This window comes from Sphingomonas sp. Leaf67 (assembly GCF_001421965.1).
GTDB lineage: Bacteria > Pseudomonadota > Alphaproteobacteria > Sphingomonadales > Sphingomonadaceae > Sphingomonas.
The window spans coordinates 1,085,596-1,101,646 of the sequence record NZ_LMLP01000001.1 but is presented as its reverse complement, the minus strand read 5'-3'; the positions used below and the strand labels follow the sequence as shown (position 1 = coordinate 1,101,646).

The following is a 16,051-nucleotide window of genomic DNA, read 5'->3' as shown; positions in this document are numbered from 1 at the left end:
TGCGCGACCGGCGGTTGAGGCACAATGGCCCCCTCAACAGTCCCTTTCGCTCTTGTCGTCGACGACGATCCGCTGATCCTGATGGATACGACGGTCATCCTAAAGGATGCAGGCTTTCGCGTTCACGAGGCGATGGACGGTAACGAGGCAACGGCCATCTTGGCGGAACACTGGGAGAGCATCATACTGCTGTTCTCGGACGTAGATATGCCCGGCGATATGAACGGCTTCGATCTTGCCCGCCACGTGGACCACCATTGGCCACACATTGAGATTGTGATTGCCTCCGGCCACGTTCTGCCGGCGGAGGGCGACATGCCCGATCGCGCGACGTTCATCCCAAAGCCGTTTAACAAGCGCACCGTACATGAGCATCTTGCGACAATGCTCCCCGATGAGAAGAAGCCCGAACCGCTAGCGAAGGCGGTTTAGCCACCGCTCTTCGACAGCACGAACGCGCCCAGGAAGCCGCAGACCGCAATCAGTCCCGAGTAGTCATGCGTCGCCTCGGTCGCTTCAGGGATCATCGTATCGACCAGCATCGCGAGGATGGCACCCGCTGCCACAGCGGTAACCCCGGCGATCAGATCCGGGCTGCTGCCGGCAAGGGCGACGTTGCCGATCATGGCCGCAATCGCGGAGGCAACCGCGATGCCACCCCAGACGCCGAAGATGTAGCGGGCGCCATGGCCAGCAGCCTTCATGCCGGCCGCGCTCGATAATCCTTCCGGGACGTTCGACAGGAACACCGCCGCTACCGTCACCATGCTCACTCCGCCGCCGCTGAGCAGGCTTACACCGATCACCACGGACTCTGGGATGCCGTCCAGCAGCGCGCCTATCGCAATGGCGGTCCCTGAGGCAGAACTGGCGTCCGGCTGGCTCTCGTCCGGGTTTGAACCTGAGCGCTTGCGGTGCTTGGCTCCACGTCGCGATACGACGATGTTGGCCAACGTATAGACGGCAGCACCGCCAAGAAAACCGAACGCAGTCGAGTCGAAGCCGCCTTGCTTGAACGCTTCGTCCATTAAGTCGAACGCAACTGCCGAGATCAATACGCCGGCACCAATCGCCATAACCGACGCAATCAACCGCTGCGGGAGACGGACAAAATAAGCGATCAGAGCGCCGATCAGCAGCGCCGAGCCGCCCACCAACCCCCAGAAGCCGGCGGCCCAGATGCCGGTCATGAGATGGGTGGCACCGATTGGATGCAGACAGGGGTTTCGCTCATAACATCTCCGGTACCGGCGTTGGTCGCCAGACCTGCCGTTGACGTTTCGATGTGTAGCACGATTTACAACGGCAAGTCGGACGCGACGCTATTCGCAACCGACCCCATCACCATCACGATCGAGGCGCCTGCTATAGCCGGGATCGCCGGCACGAACGGGCGCTGCGCCGGCCGCTCGTGCCGCTGCACAGTTACGAAAGTTCGTGCTTTCGGATAGATTCCGACGCGTCTCTGCAAGCGGCTGTCGGGTGCTTGATCTATGGCAGTGGTAGCCGGTCCCGCCCTTCCTATCATTGTGGCAGCCAGCGGCGTTCAAACCGCCGGGCGTTGCGAGAAAGCCGAGGAGGTAGACCACAGGCACAAGTGTAGCAGTGTAGGTGATCGGCTTCCTACCTTACGAACCGGTGTGGCTGGCGCAAAGCAACGCCAGCCACACGCGCTCACTTGCTCGAAGTCTGAACTACCATCGGTGCTGGTGCCGTCGTGCCCGTGAAGGCAACCGGTACGTCTTCATCGAGATAGCCAGTGATGTTCGAACCGGCCGGGATGCGGGCACTCGTCCCGGTCATGAAAAAACCGGCGACGGGCACCAAGGCGATTGCACCAACAACACCCGCCGTTCCGGTCACACCCTTATCGTCCATCTGACCAGACAGGCGAAGGCGTCGACCGTTCGTTTCGACGTAAACGAGGCGCGCGCCGATGCGGCCGGATTTGCCCCACATGCCCTTGTTGCGAATGTCAGTAACTTCGCCGACAGCATGGGCACCGACTGGGATAACGGTCACGCCGTTGACCTGCACCGCCTCGGCAACTTCGAGGTTGAACCGCTGGCCGACCTTCAACTTTTTGCCTTCAGTCGTGAGCCCATCGAGCGTGCGAAGGACGACGGACGTTCCCGCGCGCAGAACCGACGCGTCGCCGCGGACGACCACTGCTGTTGCTGGCGCTGCCGGCGCTACGGTAGCGGTCTGAGCATGCGCTGAGGATGCCAGCACGACGCTAGCGGCAAGCAAAAGTGCCTTTTTCATATAGCCCCCAAATTCGATTCGGCCCCCCGGCCGAACTGCGGCAATCGACTACCAGTTCGATGTGACGTCAATAGGTCTGCTGAACGATAGCGCTGATACTCAAGGTCTAGTTCGCAGCGAACGTGACACGTCGCGGTAGGCTCAGCATGCTACTTGCGATCTCGCATAACCGACGCTGGCGACTTGTTGACCGGCGGACGCGTGCAATGGGGTGAACAACGCCCGCCGGCCGCGACCATGCGGCCGCGTCGTCACGATGGCATGCGACTGCGCGAATATCCAAGGAGGTTGTACGTCGCTGCGAACGGGTCGGTCCGTCGTCGTCGTTGCCTGCCGATCGCGCAGGCTGACGATCACGTCGCTTGCGAATCGTTCCCTATCCGTTCTACTTTGCGCTGCCCGATAGCTGGGCGACTCGACATGCCAAGGGAGCTTTCGATGCAGCACGACCTGCGTCTGCGTGCGGCTGCGCGCGCGATCTATGACGCCTGCTATCCGTCCGACGACTGGGCACGGTTCGGGTTCGACGAGGCCGAGCGTTACGGCACCGTTGAGTACCGGCAGGCGGTCGATGCGGCCCAAAGGGCACGGTGCGTTCTGGCTGCACGTGGCGAACAACTGACGCTGGCGGTCCTGCCATGAGGCGGAAGGGCGAACGTCCGTTGCCGGTGTACCTCGACACATGGTCCGACACCCATCCGGTCGCCCGTGCGATCGCTACCGGATCGTGGTGGTTCGACGCGTGGGTCGCGCAGAAGACGACGCCTTATGACGCGCTATCGCGGCTGACTGGAATCCCTCGACCGCGGCTCGATACGATCGCTCGGAAAGATCGCGTGTCGCTGGCCGAACTGGACGCCCTTGCCCGTGCGTGGTCGATCAGTGCGGCTGATCTGCGTGCGTCCGTGCCGCCCGAACTCGTGGTGCCGTGAACACATGCTGGAAGAAAGCGCACGCGAGCCGCGCAGCCTGAGCCCCCCGGCACGATCAGCTCGTCAGCTACTGATCCATTTTAATGCTGGACTGGTTTACGTTGCGTAACGAATTGACCGCTAACGTACATACCGGAGACGACGCGTTAGATGGTATATCCGCTTCATCGCTATCGGTCATTCGTGAATCTGACGCCGGCGGAAGAGCAAGCGTTGCTCGATCTGGGCGATCCCCCAGTCGTTCACCACAAGCGCGAGACGTTCCAGCGTGAAGGAGAGACGGCTCAGGGTTTTTACCTGCACATCTCCGGGTGGATTATTTCGTCGGTTACCCTGCGCACGGGAGATCGCCTTATTCAGAAGGTGCATCTGCCGGGAGATATGCTCGGCACACCTAATGCCGTGCTGTCCACGACCGCAGATAGCTTGACCGCGATCACGGAAGCCACAACCGCATTTGTGCCCTTTGCCCGGTTCGGACAGCTTTTTGTCGACTTGCCGCGCTTGGGAGCGCTGTTCACGGTAGCGATCCAAATGGAGCGTCTGAGACTGCTCGATATGCTGGCCACCTCCCAAAACGCATCGTCAAACGAACGGTTTGCCCAGTTTCTGCTTGATTTACATCAACGGCTCGATGCGATCGGCGCCGTTGATGGGGACGCTTTTCATATCCCACTGACGCAGGAACAGATGGGTGATCTATTGGGCATCACGCCGGTTCACATGAACCGGACGGTCCGAACGTTCGACAAGAACGGCTGGATTGCGCGGCACGATCACCATGTGAAACTACTCGACATTGCGGCGCTGCGGGCGATCTCTCCGCTACCGTTGCGGTGCCCAGCCTTCGAACCGAGTTGGCTTCCGCCACCGCGGTAACTGGCGCCGGCTGGCGGTTCGGCACCGAGGCAATCAAGCAGCCCTATCGCGATATGGAGGTCGCTCGTCGGTGGTCCATGCGTGGGAAGGAATGACCCATCCAGCGGCTGATGTGCGATTGATGGCCTATTATCCCGTGATGCTGTGCAAACCCTGCTCGCCCCGAAGCCTCCACCGTCCAGCAAATACCGTATAAGAACAATGCGAAGATTATCGCCTGATCGTAATTACTTGCGAACTATTCCGGTCTACAGGTGCCTGCCATAATAAGCGGCAAAACGCGTCGCCAATATGGGGGGATCTAATGCACGCGGACAACGCTGTTTTAGGATCGATAGGCCGAAAGCGCGTTTGCTTGGCGTTGTCGACGGTGAATGGTTCGGTTCTGCACGAGACCATTCGGACGTATGATGCGCAGGTGGTAAACGGCGTCTCTGCCGCCCTGACGACCTTTCAGCGCGATCTCGGCATTTCCGCCCTTCCGCGTCGATCGGCGTTCTCGGTTCCGGGGCTTGTTCGGGGAGACGCAATATCGATCACCAAGACTAGCTGGTTCTTGTCCCGGTCCGGCTTGAAGGCAATGCTGGGGGAGCCGCCGCTCGTACTGAACGACTTCGCTGCCGAAGCTTGGGCACTATGCGCGGCAGAAGGGCAAGTTCGCGAAGCGTTCAGTGGTTCGAATGGAAGCCCTGCAAAACGGTCGGGTACCTTCTTGGTGATGGGAATCACGTCGGGGTTGGGCGTCGCCGCAGTCCATCGCAGCGAAACGGGCGTTGTAACTGTGCTGCCAACGGAGGCGGGGCACGGTGCTTTTGCGGCTGCTACACCGGAATTGACCGATCTAGCGGCATCGCTTTCACTTGGACGCCAACCGGTAACGGCGGAGGGATTGGTATCCGCGCCCGGGCTACTGGCTATTTACAACGCGTTGTCGCGGCAGCGGGGTTGCTTGCCCCGTGCTAAATCCCCGGAGGAAATAACCCGATCGATGGCAACCGATCCGATCGCACATGCCGCTTGCGATTTGCTTGCCAAGGCGTTCTGGGCGCAAGCCGGAAGCCTCGTAATGACCCTCGGTGCTTGGGATGGCCTGTTGGTTGCAGGAGCGGTCGCTCATGCGATCCTGCCGTCTTTACGAAAACCTGAAGCGCAGGCGCTGTTCGCAAATTCGATAAAATACCGGCGCGCACTCTCGGATGTCCCAAGATCACTGGTTTCTTACGAGAATGCGGAGCTGGTCGGTTTGGGAGAAGCACTACGGCACCGGTGGGGGCATGCTTGACCGCGGCTATTTTAAGCGGGTCGGAATGTCAGCAGTTTTGCGCGTCGGAAACACCGGCCCCCGAACCGTCATGGCTGTCGCATCATACGGCTGCTGCAACGCGACCACCTCGTCGTAGCTGCCCTGCAACCAAGTATCGCAGTCCTCCGGCCGCAGGATCGTTATCATCGCTTTGGGGTGGATCGGCGCAACCAGTTCGTTCGGATCGCATGTGACCATCGTAAATCCGTTGCCCTCGGCCGCCTGTTGCCAGAACCCGGCTACCGCGAACGTCGGCTGGTCAGTGACCTGAAACCACATCTCTCCCTTCAGAGGGGGCTTCCCGTCGCCAAGGTCGTGCTTGTCTGGCGTCCATTCGCAGAACTCGGTGAGGGGCACCAAACAACGGTTCGCCGGGTCCGCCGCCAGCTTGCGCCACTGAGGCAGCTTGAGGTTGCGGACATTCGTCATCGGCCAAGCCGCCTGACCGCCCAGCACGTCCCACGACATGATGTCCCAGCCGCGCTCGCCATCCTGTTCGCGGATGACATAGGCGCGTCCCTTCGGGCGCAGCTCGTGCGGATTGAAGCGGTTGTCGCGTGGGCGTTCGGGGAACAGCTTTGCGGCTGATCCGAACAGGCCGGCGGGTTCGCCGGCGAATCGAGCACGATTACACATAGCCCGATGCTATCGCCTGAGCAGTTCCAGGCAATCGATCCATTCCGGATATCAACCCTAGTGATGAACGGAACGTACCAAACGGAAAGAGTTATACGATTGCTGGCCTTCGCTGTGAGCGGGACTGGTGAGGGCGGGCCGGGGATCGTCGGAAGGGAATACGTCGATCTCTACCTGCCGTTGTACAGCCTCCAGGCTTTGCCACCCCGCGCCCACACGAGCGGAGCACGGCAACGTATTGGTGACGAGAGTACAGATCGCGTGTTCACAATATGTTCCGTTACGCGCTACATGGATCGCCTTGGTGATTCGGGACAGGCGCTATGGGTACGGTACAGCTTCACGACGTTGCATATGATCTGATCCCCCAATCGCTCCCGTGCTTCCTTGTCCGAACGCCCGCCGGTTTTCCATCGCCCGCACAGGACGACATGGAGGAGCCGATCGATCTCGGCGCGTACCTAGTCGAGCATCCGGCTGCGTCGTACATCATGCGCGTCGAAGGCGGCTCGATGGCTGGCGCGGGTATCAACGACGGTGACCTGATCGTCGTGAACCGGGCGAAGCGTCCTCGCACTGGATCCATCGTCGTGGCACTGGTCCATGGCGACCGGACGTTGAAGCGTTTGAAGCACATGGACGGACGCCACTGGTTGGTCCCAGAGGCCGACGGCTTCCCGCACATTCTGGTAGACGAGTACGTTGAGATCTGGGGCGTCGTAGTCGGCGTCGCCCGGAAGGTGTCGTGACCAACCCGATCGCCCTGATCGACTGCAACAACTATTATGTCAGCTGCGAGCGTGCCTTCGACCATAGTCTGGTCGGCGTGCCGGTGATCGTGCTGTCGAACAATGATGGCTGTGCGATAGCCCGCTCGAGTGAAGCGAAGGCGCTCGGTATCAAGATGGGGGATCCGGCCCACCATCTGCGAGACCTCATTCGGCAGCACGGCATCAAGGTCCGGTCATCGAACTATACCCTTTATGGCGATATGCAGCGACGCGTGTTGGCCGCTGTCGAGCCATTCGTCCGCGACTTCGAGATTTACTCGATCGACGAGATATTCCTCGATCTTGCTGGGTTCGAAAGCCGTGATCTGGTCGCCCACGCTCACGCAATGCGTAGCCAAGTGCAGTTGTGGACGACTATCCCGACATGTGTCGGCATCGCGCCGACCAAGACGCTGGCAAAGCTGGCGAATGCTACCGCCAAGAAGCGACCTGAGTTTGGCGGTGTGGCCGACCTGCGCGACGAGGGCATACGCGAAGCAGTGATGCAGACGTTCCCAGCCGAAGACATATGGGGCGTGGGCGGTGCGACGGCACGCAAGCTGGCCGACCTCGGCATCACCACCGCAGCGACGTTGCGCGACATGCCTCTGAAGCAAGCGCGAGCGATAGGGACGGTCGTGCTCGAGCGGTTGGTCGCAGAATTACAGGGCGTCCCGGCTGGCGCTGTCGAAACGGTCGAGCCGACCCGCAAGGGCATGGCAGTGACGCGATCGTTCGGGACGCCGGTTCACGACTTCCACGGCATGATGGGCGCGCTGTCACAGTACGCCATGCGCGCGGGGGAAAAGCTGCGGCAGCATGGGCTAGTTGCGGGCCGGTTCACTGCATTCTTCCATACGAACAGGCACAAGCCGGACCGGCCGCAATACGCTGGTTCGCGATCAACGACGCTGCACCCGATGACCAGCGACAGTTTTGAACTGATCGCCGCGGCCCGTCGCTGCGCGGAGCGGGCATGGCGGGACGGCTATGCCTATACGAAGGCGGGCGTCCTGCTGGACGACCTTCTGCCGGCTGGCGATCGTCCACACACGCTGTTCGAAGGTGACCGCGCGACCCGCGAACGGTTGATGGCGGCGCTGGACGAAGTGAATGGGAAGTTTGGCCGGTTCACGGCCGTCCCGGCGTCGCAGGGCTTCAAGCGTCAGTGGCGGTTGCGATCAGAGAGCAAATCGCCGGCATGGACGACCGATATTGGCCAGGTACCCACTGTTCGTGCATAGCGCGTGCCAACAAGCAGTCCGATCGAATAATAACGCAAAAGAAATAGTGCTGGAACCGCAATGATGTGTAGCCAATTATGGCTGACCGATCCTAATAATTGCGGAAAGGGTTTAATATGGCATTCAGGAACAACGACGCTGTAGTAACGACTTCTACTATAGCAACTGTAAACGCCAATGGCTCCGCGGACACGTATGCCGCTACCGGCCCTACGGCCTTCGTATTCGCCGAAGGCCCTACCGGGGACGACGCGTTCATCGGCTTCGGAAGTGACGACGTCATTCTGACGACGCGAGCGCTTTTCGATGGGGATAACGACGGATACATCTCCGCCGGCGCGAACGGGATCATCGATATAGATCGCACAAGCGCCGAAAACGCGGGCGAGGATAACGTCGTGATCGCGTCGGAGCTTCCCACATCCAACCCCTTCGAACTCCGCATCCTCGGCAGCAAGGGCGGGCAATTCGCCTACGCAGACGGTGCCACTCGGAAGAACCTGTGGGCGCAGTTTGGCCAAGAAAACGTGCTCGAGGGGACGATTGGCAACGACACAATCAGCGCTGCCGGCGGCCCCCGTGTTATTCTCCACGACAACGGTCTCGGGCTGAACCTAGGTGGCGATACCATCTCAGGCTTTGGGGCGGACGATCTGCTGGTTACCACACGTCAACTCTACGACGGTAACGACGACGGTACGATCGGCTTCGGCCGCAATCGGGTACTGGATACGTCTGGTACCGGCGGGCCAAATGCTTCCGACCCGAGCGACGGCCTCGGTGGTCAACTCAAGTTCGTTGATTCTACCATTCGGTCGGTCGAGTACCTTGGGTCGCAGGAGATCAACGGCGTGACCTATTATTACTATGGTACCAGCGGCTCAACGTTCGTTCCCGGTGGGGACTTAGCTTAAACCCCTGTGAGACCCCGCCGCGCTTAGCGATGGGGTCTCCGGCCCCCGGACGTTCTTTGTGCAGGGCGTATAGAAGGCCGCGTTCCCGTCAGTTCCGAAGCGCTGCTACTCAACGAACCATTCCCCAAATCCCCATGAGCAGTGCCGCAGCCGTCAGGAAGGTCAACACGGCGGCCTCCGCATACAGCAGCCATTCCCGCCATCGCTTCACTGGCGTGTCCCGTCGCTCAGCGCGTCCAGACGGGCAGCCATGTCCATGAAGCGAGCGACGCCCGCTTCGTCGCCAGCGTATGCCAGCGCCGTGATCCGCTCGGCGATCCAGTCGGGTGCGCGGTCGCCGTGCAAGCGGATTGCGAGTAGGGCTTCTGCCCACCGTTCCTCCTCCTTCGTCATGCCGCTGTCGCCCGTGCTGGTTCAACAACGATGCCTGCGCCAGTACCGTTGCCATCGCAGCACCGTGCCGCTCGCCACCATTGCACATGAAACGTCGCCGTTCTTCGGCGATACGCACCAACCACCTGTTCGTCCACGGCCTGCGCTTCCATTCGATACGCAACGCAGCGTCGGTCCGCGAACGAGGATATGCCCCTGTCGCGATCGCCCGTTTTTCTTGCCCAAAAGCTCCACCAGCGTGTCACGCGCGACTTCCGCCGATGCCCTTGGACACGGCTGGTTCGTCCGGCACGTTCCGTCACGCTCTCGTGCTGCGATACCGGCGAGACGTAAGCGCGGTCCTTCGCGACACCAGACCGGCCCGTCGCCATCCCACACGCGGGTAGGTGTGCAATTGAACGGTTTCCCCGCGGGGATAGCGGCGCTGGCAAGCAATACGGCTATGAGCATTGATACGTGGTACGGTGGAAGCGCCGTTTCAGCAACGTTCGCCGTAAGTTCTCCAACTGCCCATAACTGCCCATGCGCTAGGCGGACCATCGTGAGGTACAGTTCGATCTAATTCGCAGGCGGGCGAACACGGTCGGTGTGCCCTGCATCCATCCATAGGAGCAAGGACAATGGGACTGTTCACTCCATTCGCGGAAGTCCTGGCCAGGGTCACGCAGACCCCTCCGGCGCCCACCTATACCCCCATACAGTTCGCGAACGTCGGCGAGGCATTGCTGGCCATTCATCGAGCGCAAGCGATGGGGCCGGGTGTCGCCATCTGCATCGCACAGACGTTCGCCCGCACCGCTGCCGATCGGCTGGGGCTGACCGAAGCCGGGGTATGGGACGCACTGCTGACCGCGCATCCTGATCTGACCGGTGCTTTGTGGTCCGGCTCAATGTGGAATGCGCTCGCCGCCGAACTTTTTGGCAATCTCGGGATCACTGTCGAACCCACCATGCATTGAGGAATTACGATGGGCATTTTTTCGTTTGTGGGGGGTCTGTTCGGCGGCGGCGCACAAAAGAGAGGCGCTACGAAAGCGGCTGCCGCTCAGATAGATGCAGCGAACAAGGGCATCGCTGAACAGGCGCGTCAGTACGATCAGTCGCGTGCCGACTTCATGCCCTACCTCAGCGCCGGGACAGGCGCCCTTAGCCAGATGAGCGGACTGCTCGGGCTGGGTGGCGGCGATCAACAGACCGCGGCCATTGATGCGCTTGAGGCATCGCCGATGTTCGGCTCGCTCGTCCGGAACGGCGAAGAAGCGCTGTTGCAGAATGCGTCCGCGACTGGCGGCATCCGTGGCGGCAACACGCAGCGCGGCCTCGCGGACTTCCGGTCGGACGTGCTGTCGCAGCTCGTTCAGCAGCAGCTTGCCAACCTCAGCGGGCTGGCCGGCATGGGTATGGGCGCAACGGGGTCGGTCGCTCAACTTGGCGCGAACAAGGCGAACGCCACAACCGGTCTATACGACTCGATTGGCGACGCTACAGCGATGAAGCACAATATCCGCGCGGGCGTGAACGCGAACATGTGGAACCAAGCAGGGAAGTTCCTGGACGAGGCGTTCGGTGAGCAGTTGAAGTCGGGTCTGGCAAAGCAAGCTGGAACCCTCGCCAAACTCGGGGGGATGTTCTGATGAGCATGTTCGATTACTCCGCCGTCCAGCGCAACGCCGCGATGCTCATGCCCGAACTGCAAGCTGAAACCCTGCGGCAGCAGTTGGGGGTCGAGCAGCTTCAGTCGGCGAAGCTCGGCAACGTCGCCGCTGAGCAGGAGATGCAGGCTCGGCAGATCGCGGCACAGGACGCACGGCAGCGCGTCGGCCAGCGCGACCTTGCCCTACAGCAATTCCAGACCCGGCCGACGCATCAAGGCGCCCTGTCGTTGATCACGAGTTTCCCTGAGCTCCGTGAACCGATCACAGAAGCTTGGAAGCTGCGAGAGGACGCGCAGAACCAATCGGACCTGCGATTCCTCGGTACCACGCGCGCGCTGCTGATGGGCGGTCGGGTAGACGATGCCATCGCACAGGCCGAGCAACGCATCACGATCGATCGCAAGGCGGGTGACGACGTTTCCGACGATGAAGCGATGGTTAAGCTGATGCGGGAAAATCCGTCCTTGGCAGCGGTGCAGATGACCGGGCTAATCGGTGCGATCGTAGGACCGGAGAAGCTGGCTGATACCGTCGCCAAGCTGAACGAGGATGACCGGGCGGGTGCGCTGTTCCCGGCGCAGCGGCGTCGTGCGGTGGCAGAAGCCAGCAAGGCCGAGACCGAAGCGACCTATGCCCCGCAGATTATCCGGTCCAATTTGCTGAACGACGAGGCGAACCGTCGGAACGTCGACAGCCAGATCACGACCCGAGCAGCGCAGGTCGAGATTGCGCGGGACACCCTCACGACCAACGTCGAACTGAAGTTGCAGGAGATGGAGGCAGCGGGCGCGCGACCGGATCCGGGATCGGTGCAGATCATGAACACTGCCGTCGTGTCTGGTGCATCGAATACGGCACTTGCTCAACAGACCCGCGTCCTTGCCGACGAGTTCAGCGCGTCGCCTGCCCGCGGTGGCGCATTCTCCGACCTGACCGAATTCAGCAAGCGCACGTTCGGCGTGCAGGACGGCGTGTCGACACTCCGCGGTCGATACCAGCAGTTGGTCAACAACGCCGCCATCAAGTCGCTTCCCCCTGGTCCTGCAAGCGACAAGGACATCAAACTTGCGCGCGAGGGCTTCCCCCCGCCAACCGCGCCGAGGGATTACATCGTGTCGTGGTTGAAGGGCATGGCGAAGATGCAGGACATCGCCGCTGCGAACGATAACGCGCGTGCCGAATGGATCGCAGGTAACGGCAATCTCGGAACTGCCAAGCGCGACCTGACGGTCAACGGCGTGCAAATTCCAAGGGGCACGACCTTCGGCGCCTACCAGCAGCAGAGTGCGGCAACGGCGGGGAGGCAACAGCTTCCCCCGCGTTCGTACATGGAGTTTGGTCGCTGATGCCCGCAGCGACGCGCCGCTCGCCTACGTCATTCCGCGACCCGGAATACGACGGTATCGACCGCAACGTCGAGACTCGTCTTGGGCTGCCGACAGGCTTGTTGTCTGGCATTCGGGTTCGCGGGGAACGCAGCAACGCGGATGCCGTCTCATCGGCAGGAGCTCGATCGGTCTATCAAATTATACCTGCCACCCGCGCGGCGGTGATGCGCAAGTATGGCGTCGATGCCTACGCCGGACCGCAGCAAGCGGCTTTGGCTGCCGGATACTTGCTGAAGGAGAGCCTTGAGCGAAATGGCGGCAGCCGAGAAGCAGCGGTTGCTGAATACCATGGCGGGACCGATCGGCGGCAGCATGGCCCGATTACGCGGGCTTATGTCGGTCGAGTAACCGGGCAGGGGGGAAGTGTGGCGCAGGGTGGACAATCGACGTTCGAACGGGTGCAGGCTCGCCGTGAACGGGAACGCGAAGCTGACGCGGGACCCAGCTTGGCCAAGGTGTATATCGCCTATCGCCAAGACCGCATGTCACCCGAACAAGCTGCACAGTTCGAGCATGACGTGAACGCCGGTGCGATCCTTCTGCCGCCCGGTGGAAAATTGAAGCGGACGCCTGCCGCCCCTGTACTGCCGGCCGGAGTGGTCCGCGCCTACAACGACATGAACAGCGGGATGACGGTTCAACAGCGCAAGCAAGTCGACGAGGACTTGCGCGAAGGTATCGCCGCTCTTCCGCGCGGCGCGAAGCTGAATCCTTGGCGGCCAATGACCGCCGGTGAGGAAGCCAAGCGCGGTTTCGGGATCGGTTTGCGCGCGGTTATCGAGGGGACAGGGGACGTTGCCGGACTGGTAATGAACCCGGTCAATTCGCTGTTGAACGCAACTGGCCTACCGCAGCGTCTGACAGGCGGGGCCTTGCCAATGGCAAACGACCCGTCCGTCAACGTCGCGGATATGATGGGACTGTCCAAGCCGCAATTCGCATCCGAAAAGATGGCGTCTGCGGTCGAGCGTGGTGCCGCAGGGGGCTTACTGACTTATGGCGCGGGATCTGCTGGCACGATTGCAAAGCTGCCCGGTGCGGCGGGGACGGTGAGCCGTGCACTTGCTGCTGCACCGATCGGTGATGCCGTATCAGGTGGTCTTAGCGGTGCGTCGGCGGAAGGCGCCCGACAGGCGGGCTATGGTCCTGCGGGGCAGTTGGTAGCAGGCGTTGTTGGTGGCGGGTTGGGCATCGGTGGCGCAATCGTGACCGAACGCGCCGCTGGGCGCTTCCCTAGCCGTCGAGCTGCCGAAATGCCGGCGACAACTCCCCGTGAAGTTGTCTTGGATCGTGCTGGTGAACTGACTGAGGACGGACAGGAACTGGTCGCCCGGCATGGGTTCACGCCCGACGAAATTCGGCAAGCCTATGACGATAGCCCCGTACCGGCAGGCACTTCGCGCGCAGGGGTAGACCGTACTCCCGAGGTAGTGGAAGCCGAGGGCAGGGTACGCACGGCCCTTGAGGACGTGGGCCGTGCCGGCGGCCGCGTTGAGTTGCAGAACGGGGAGACGATCTCTCTCGACGCTAACCGTCCCAGCCGCACCGACCCGGAAGCGTTGGCCGCCGCACAAGCGAAGCTGTACCAGGCGCGCCAGGACTTGGAAGCAGCTCGCGCGGCCGCCGATCGGGCTACCTCAACGGATGCGCCAGTGCCCTCGGCGACTGCGGCTACAGAACAAGCGCCTGTGCCCGTCCGCGATCCTGACGTGGGTGTGTCGCCTGCTGATGCTCCGTCCCCAGTCCGCGGTACGCGGGCAGCTGCTGATCGGACGCGCGAGGCAGAAGCGTTGGGCATTCCCCTCACGCGGGGGCAAGCGACCCAAGACTTCGCGATCCAGGACACGGAGCAGACGCTACGTGCGCAGGCATCTGGCGAGGGCGACAAGGCTCGCACGTTCCTGATGGACCAGGCGGACAGGATCAGGGAAGCCGCCAGCAAGTTCCGCGACGCGTTCGGGTCTGCCGACATGACGCGGGCGGATCGCGGTCGGGTCGTTGTCGACGCCCTGCGCGAGCTTCGGGACCGGGGCAAGGATGGCATCAACACGCTCTATCGCGAAGCGAACGCGATGGGCAGGAACGGGTTGGCACTAGACGTCGAAGGCATTGCCTCGGCCGCGAAGCGTGCGCTGGTCGAGGCAGACGTGCCCGATAGCGTCAAGAACGTCATCCGGCAGGAAATGGCGCGCTACGGCATGATCGGCAAGAACGCCGTCACTGCGGAGGATGGGCTCACGACCGTAACCCTGTCCGATGGACGCAAGGTGCAGTTTTACGGCGATCCTGAACCGCTGACGGTCGGGAATGCAGAGCAATTCCGCAAGGCGATCAGCGCGCAGTATGCCGTCGATGGCCCGCGCAAACTGTCGCAGCCGATCAAGGGGGCGGTGGACGATGCTGTCGAGGCGGCAGTCGAAGCCGCTGCGCGGAGTGGCGTTGACGGACCTGTAGGCGAGAAGCTGCGGCAGGCTCGCCGCGCGGTTGTCGAGCAGAAGGAAACGTTCGCCGCCAAGGACGTGGTGCAGAGGCTGGTCGACTGGAAGAAGGGTACCCGAACCGACAATGTACTGCCGGAACGAGCGGTCAGCGAAGTGCTGTCGGGCGAGGTGAGCAACCTGCGCCGCGTGAAGGCGGTACTGCTGGGGAACTCGACGCCGACGAGCAAAGGGGCGTGGCGTGCCATCCAGGCGGAGGGCATTGGGGGTATCATTGACAAAGCATATACGGCGAACAGCAACCTCGGCAGCGGGCCGGTGGCGACTATCAACGGCGCGAAGTTGAACAGCGCGATCCTGCGCTTCGGCATCCCGAAGTTGAAAATCCTGTTGGATGAAGCCGACTTCGACCGACTGATGAGCCTGCGACGGGTGATCGGCGAGGCGACAATTCCGATCAGCGGCACGACGAACCCGAGTGGGTCGGCATTCAAGCTGATGCGCTTTCTTGCCCCAATGGCAGTCAAGTTCTCGGGCATTCCACTCATCGGGCCCGCGATCGATGTGGCGAGCGGCTTGGTCAAGCAGGCAAAGGCGACGGCGGAAGCGAGCAGGACGTTGGCCGGGATGACCAGCTACGGTGCCGAAGAAGCCGCGCGTGAAACCGCTGGCCGCGCTGCTCGTGGTGCGGCAGCTGCGCGCACAGGAAACGCTAAAGCAGATGAACAGGCCGCTGGCTTCATCGACGCGCTGGTTGATGCGGCACGGGCCGGACGTCTTGCAGCCGCAGTCGTCGCGTCAACGCCTCGGGACAACGACGAACGCTAGCCACCAGCGAGTTTCAGAATGGCGGCGCCTAGAAGCGGAATGCCGAATAGTGCCAGCATAGCGAACCCGAGCCTTACGCCCATCCGAAGCGGCGGCGTCGGCAAATAGTCGATGTGTCCGTTAGACGGGCCCGCGTCCGGCATGGGTGTTGGCCTCAATCCCGAGCCGGTGTCTGGCGCACCGAAGGGGCGTTCAGGTGTGCGGCCCTTCAAGGCCGCATATGCAAGAGTGATTGCTTTGGCTTTTTCGAGGCCGTCCGGACCAGAGTGGTCGGGATGGTACTTCTTCATTAGCGCGCGGTAGGCGGCATCAATCACTTCCGGCTCAGCGTTCTGTTGAATGCCAAGGACGGAATGCGGGTCGAGCATAGTCTCGACCCATAGCATAGCGGCGCGACATCAAGCCA

Annotated in this window: 18 protein-coding genes; 12 read left to right on the top strand and 6 right to left on the bottom strand. The window is 61.9% G+C overall.

What is annotated here, in order from left to right:
- Window positions 1-24: 24 nt before the first annotated feature.
- Window positions 25-432 carry a response regulator gene (locus tag ASE90_RS05230; RefSeq protein ID WP_055996801.1) on the top strand — a complete coding sequence of 136 codons (408 nt, stop codon included), beginning with the start codon at window positions 25-27 and terminating at the stop codon, window positions 430-432.
- On the opposite strand, the gene ASE90_RS05225 is transcribed toward ASE90_RS05230, so the two are convergent.
- The 3 genes from ASE90_RS05225 to ASE90_RS05220 all read right to left on the bottom strand — a co-directional run bounded on the left by ASE90_RS05225 (window position 429) and on the right by ASE90_RS05220 (window position 2,265).
- Window positions 429-1,190 (bottom strand): ZIP family metal transporter, encoded by a 762-nt coding sequence (locus ASE90_RS05225; protein ID WP_055996798.1) that lies wholly within the window; start codon window positions 1,188-1,190, stop codon window positions 429-431. The genes ASE90_RS05230 and ASE90_RS05225 overlap by 4 nt on opposite strands.
- A 132-nt stretch (window positions 1,191-1,322) precedes the next feature.
- Complete coding sequence (locus ASE90_RS18940) at window positions 1,323-1,589, bottom strand: excalibur calcium-binding domain-containing protein (protein WP_235531656.1); 267 nt, start codon at window positions 1,587-1,589, stop codon at window positions 1,323-1,325.
- An 85-nt stretch (window positions 1,590-1,674) separates the two neighbouring features.
- Window positions 1,675-2,265, bottom strand: a complete 591-nt coding sequence (locus ASE90_RS05220; RefSeq protein WP_055996795.1) for a hypothetical protein — start codon at window positions 2,263-2,265, stop codon at window positions 1,675-1,677.
- A 438-nt stretch (window positions 2,266-2,703) separates the two neighbouring features.
- Between ASE90_RS05220 and ASE90_RS05215 the strand changes: the two genes are divergently transcribed.
- The 4 genes from ASE90_RS05215 (at window position 2,704) to ASE90_RS18935 (ending at window position 5,358) form a co-directional block, all read left to right on the top strand.
- Window positions 2,704-2,907: a hypothetical protein gene (locus ASE90_RS05215; protein WP_055996792.1), complete on the top strand. Its 204-nt coding sequence runs from the start codon at window positions 2,704-2,706 to the stop codon at window positions 2,905-2,907.
- Window positions 2,904-3,197, top strand: a complete 294-nt coding sequence (locus tag ASE90_RS05210; protein WP_055996789.1) for a helix-turn-helix domain-containing protein — start codon at window positions 2,904-2,906, stop codon at window positions 3,195-3,197. The genes ASE90_RS05215 and ASE90_RS05210 overlap by 4 nt, the downstream gene beginning before the upstream one ends.
- A gap of 183 nt (window positions 3,198-3,380) precedes the next feature.
- On the top strand, window positions 3,381-4,076 hold the full coding sequence (locus ASE90_RS05205; RefSeq protein WP_235531655.1) for a Crp/Fnr family transcriptional regulator: 696 nt from the start codon (window positions 3,381-3,383) through the stop codon (window positions 4,074-4,076).
- Between the two features lie 304 nt (window positions 4,077-4,380).
- On the top strand, window positions 4,381-5,358 hold the full coding sequence (locus ASE90_RS18935; protein ID WP_082449454.1) for a glucokinase: 978 nt from the start codon (window positions 4,381-4,383) through the stop codon (window positions 5,356-5,358).
- Between the two features lie 6 nt (window positions 5,359-5,364).
- On the opposite strand, the gene ASE90_RS05200 is transcribed toward ASE90_RS18935, so the two are convergent.
- Window positions 5,365-6,015: an SOS response-associated peptidase family protein gene (locus ASE90_RS05200; protein WP_055996782.1), complete on the bottom strand. Its 651-nt coding sequence runs from the start codon at window positions 6,013-6,015 to the stop codon at window positions 5,365-5,367.
- A gap of 323 nt (window positions 6,016-6,338) precedes the next feature.
- Between ASE90_RS05200 and ASE90_RS05195 the strand changes: the two genes are divergently transcribed.
- From ASE90_RS05195 to ASE90_RS05185, 3 genes are all read left to right on the top strand, one after another.
- Window positions 6,339-6,764 (top strand): LexA family protein, encoded by a 426-nt coding sequence (locus ASE90_RS05195; protein ID WP_055996779.1) that lies wholly within the window; start codon window positions 6,339-6,341, stop codon window positions 6,762-6,764.
- Window positions 6,761-8,029 (top strand): Y-family DNA polymerase, encoded by a 1,269-nt coding sequence (locus ASE90_RS05190; RefSeq protein ID WP_055996776.1) that lies wholly within the window; start codon window positions 6,761-6,763, stop codon window positions 8,027-8,029. The genes ASE90_RS05195 and ASE90_RS05190 overlap by 4 nt, the downstream gene beginning before the upstream one ends.
- Before the next feature lie 116 nt (window positions 8,030-8,145).
- On the top strand, window positions 8,146-8,943 hold the full coding sequence (locus tag ASE90_RS05185; RefSeq protein WP_055996773.1) for a hypothetical protein: 798 nt from the start codon (window positions 8,146-8,148) through the stop codon (window positions 8,941-8,943).
- Between the two features lie 207 nt (window positions 8,944-9,150).
- Here the strand turns inward: ASE90_RS05185 and ASE90_RS05180 are convergent, their stop codons facing one another.
- A complete protein-coding gene (locus ASE90_RS05180) occupies window positions 9,151-9,336 on the bottom strand; it encodes a DUF6961 family protein (protein WP_055996770.1) in 186 nt (61 codons plus the stop codon).
- Between the two features lie 620 nt (window positions 9,337-9,956).
- Here ASE90_RS05180 and ASE90_RS05175 point away from each other — a divergent pair.
- The 4 genes from ASE90_RS05175 to ASE90_RS19515 are packed head-to-tail and all read left to right on the top strand — an operon-like array spanning window position 9,957 to window position 15,645.
- The gene (locus ASE90_RS05175; protein ID WP_055996767.1) at window positions 9,957-10,295 is read left to right on the top strand and encodes a hypothetical protein; all 339 of its coding nucleotides are present in this window, start codon (window positions 9,957-9,959) and stop codon (window positions 10,293-10,295) included.
- Window positions 10,296-10,304: 9 nt separating this feature from the next.
- Complete coding sequence (locus ASE90_RS05170; protein WP_055996764.1) at window positions 10,305-10,970, top strand: hypothetical protein; 666 nt, start codon at window positions 10,305-10,307, stop codon at window positions 10,968-10,970.
- Window positions 10,970-12,337, top strand: a complete 1,368-nt coding sequence (locus tag ASE90_RS05165) for a hypothetical protein (protein ID WP_055996762.1) — start codon at window positions 10,970-10,972, stop codon at window positions 12,335-12,337. Before ASE90_RS05170 ends, ASE90_RS05165 begins: the two co-directional genes overlap by 1 nt.
- Window positions 12,337-15,645 (top strand): lytic transglycosylase domain-containing protein, encoded by a 3,309-nt coding sequence (locus ASE90_RS19515; RefSeq protein ID WP_156361419.1) that lies wholly within the window; start codon window positions 12,337-12,339, stop codon window positions 15,643-15,645. The genes ASE90_RS05165 and ASE90_RS19515 overlap by 1 nt, the downstream gene beginning before the upstream one ends.
- On the opposite strand, the gene ASE90_RS05150 is transcribed toward ASE90_RS19515, so the two are convergent.
- Window positions 15,642-16,013 carry a J domain-containing protein gene (locus ASE90_RS05150; RefSeq protein WP_162235044.1) on the bottom strand — a complete coding sequence of 124 codons (372 nt, stop codon included), beginning with the start codon at window positions 16,011-16,013 and terminating at the stop codon, window positions 15,642-15,644. The two genes, ASE90_RS19515 and ASE90_RS05150, sit on opposite strands and share 4 nt — an antisense overlap.
- Between the last annotated feature and the right edge of the window lie 38 nt (window positions 16,014-16,051).

Bases quoted from the DNA above. Each gene is read 5' to 3' on its own strand.
- ASE90_RS05230 (WP_055996801.1), top strand. From the start codon at position 25: ATGGCCCCCTCAACAGTCCCTTTCGCTCTTGTCGTCGACGACGATCCG.
- ASE90_RS05225 (WP_055996798.1), bottom strand. From the start codon at position 1,190: ATGACCGGCATCTGGGCCGCCGGCTTCTGGGGGTTGGTGGGCGGCTCG.
- ASE90_RS05220 (WP_055996795.1), bottom strand. From the start codon at position 2,265: ATGAAAAAGGCACTTTTGCTTGCCGCTAGCGTCGTGCTGGCATCCTCA.
- ASE90_RS05215 (WP_055996792.1), top strand. From the start codon at position 2,704: ATGCAGCACGACCTGCGTCTGCGTGCGGCTGCGCGCGCGATCTATGAC.
- ASE90_RS05210 (WP_055996789.1), top strand. From the start codon at position 2,904: ATGAGGCGGAAGGGCGAACGTCCGTTGCCGGTGTACCTCGACACATGG.
- ASE90_RS18935 (WP_082449454.1), top strand. From the start codon at position 4,381: ATGCACGCGGACAACGCTGTTTTAGGATCGATAGGCCGAAAGCGCGTT.
- ASE90_RS05200 (WP_055996782.1), bottom strand. From the start codon at position 6,015: ATGTGTAATCGTGCTCGATTCGCCGGCGAACCCGCCGGCCTGTTCGGA.
- ASE90_RS05195 (WP_055996779.1), top strand. From the start codon at position 6,339: ATGGGTACGGTACAGCTTCACGACGTTGCATATGATCTGATCCCCCAA.
- ASE90_RS05185 (WP_055996773.1), top strand. From the start codon at position 8,146: ATGGCATTCAGGAACAACGACGCTGTAGTAACGACTTCTACTATAGCA.
- ASE90_RS05180 (WP_055996770.1), bottom strand. From the start codon at position 9,336: ATGACGAAGGAGGAGGAACGGTGGGCAGAAGCCCTACTCGCAATCCGC.
- ASE90_RS05175 (WP_055996767.1), top strand. From the start codon at position 9,957: ATGGGACTGTTCACTCCATTCGCGGAAGTCCTGGCCAGGGTCACGCAG.
- ASE90_RS05170 (WP_055996764.1), top strand. From the start codon at position 10,305: ATGGGCATTTTTTCGTTTGTGGGGGGTCTGTTCGGCGGCGGCGCACAA.
- ASE90_RS05165 (WP_055996762.1), top strand. From the start codon at position 10,970: ATGAGCATGTTCGATTACTCCGCCGTCCAGCGCAACGCCGCGATGCTC.
- ASE90_RS19515 (WP_156361419.1), top strand. From the start codon at position 12,337: ATGCCCGCAGCGACGCGCCGCTCGCCTACGTCATTCCGCGACCCGGAA.
- ASE90_RS05150 (WP_162235044.1), bottom strand. From the start codon at position 16,013: ATGCTCGACCCGCATTCCGTCCTTGGCATTCAACAGAACGCTGAGCCG.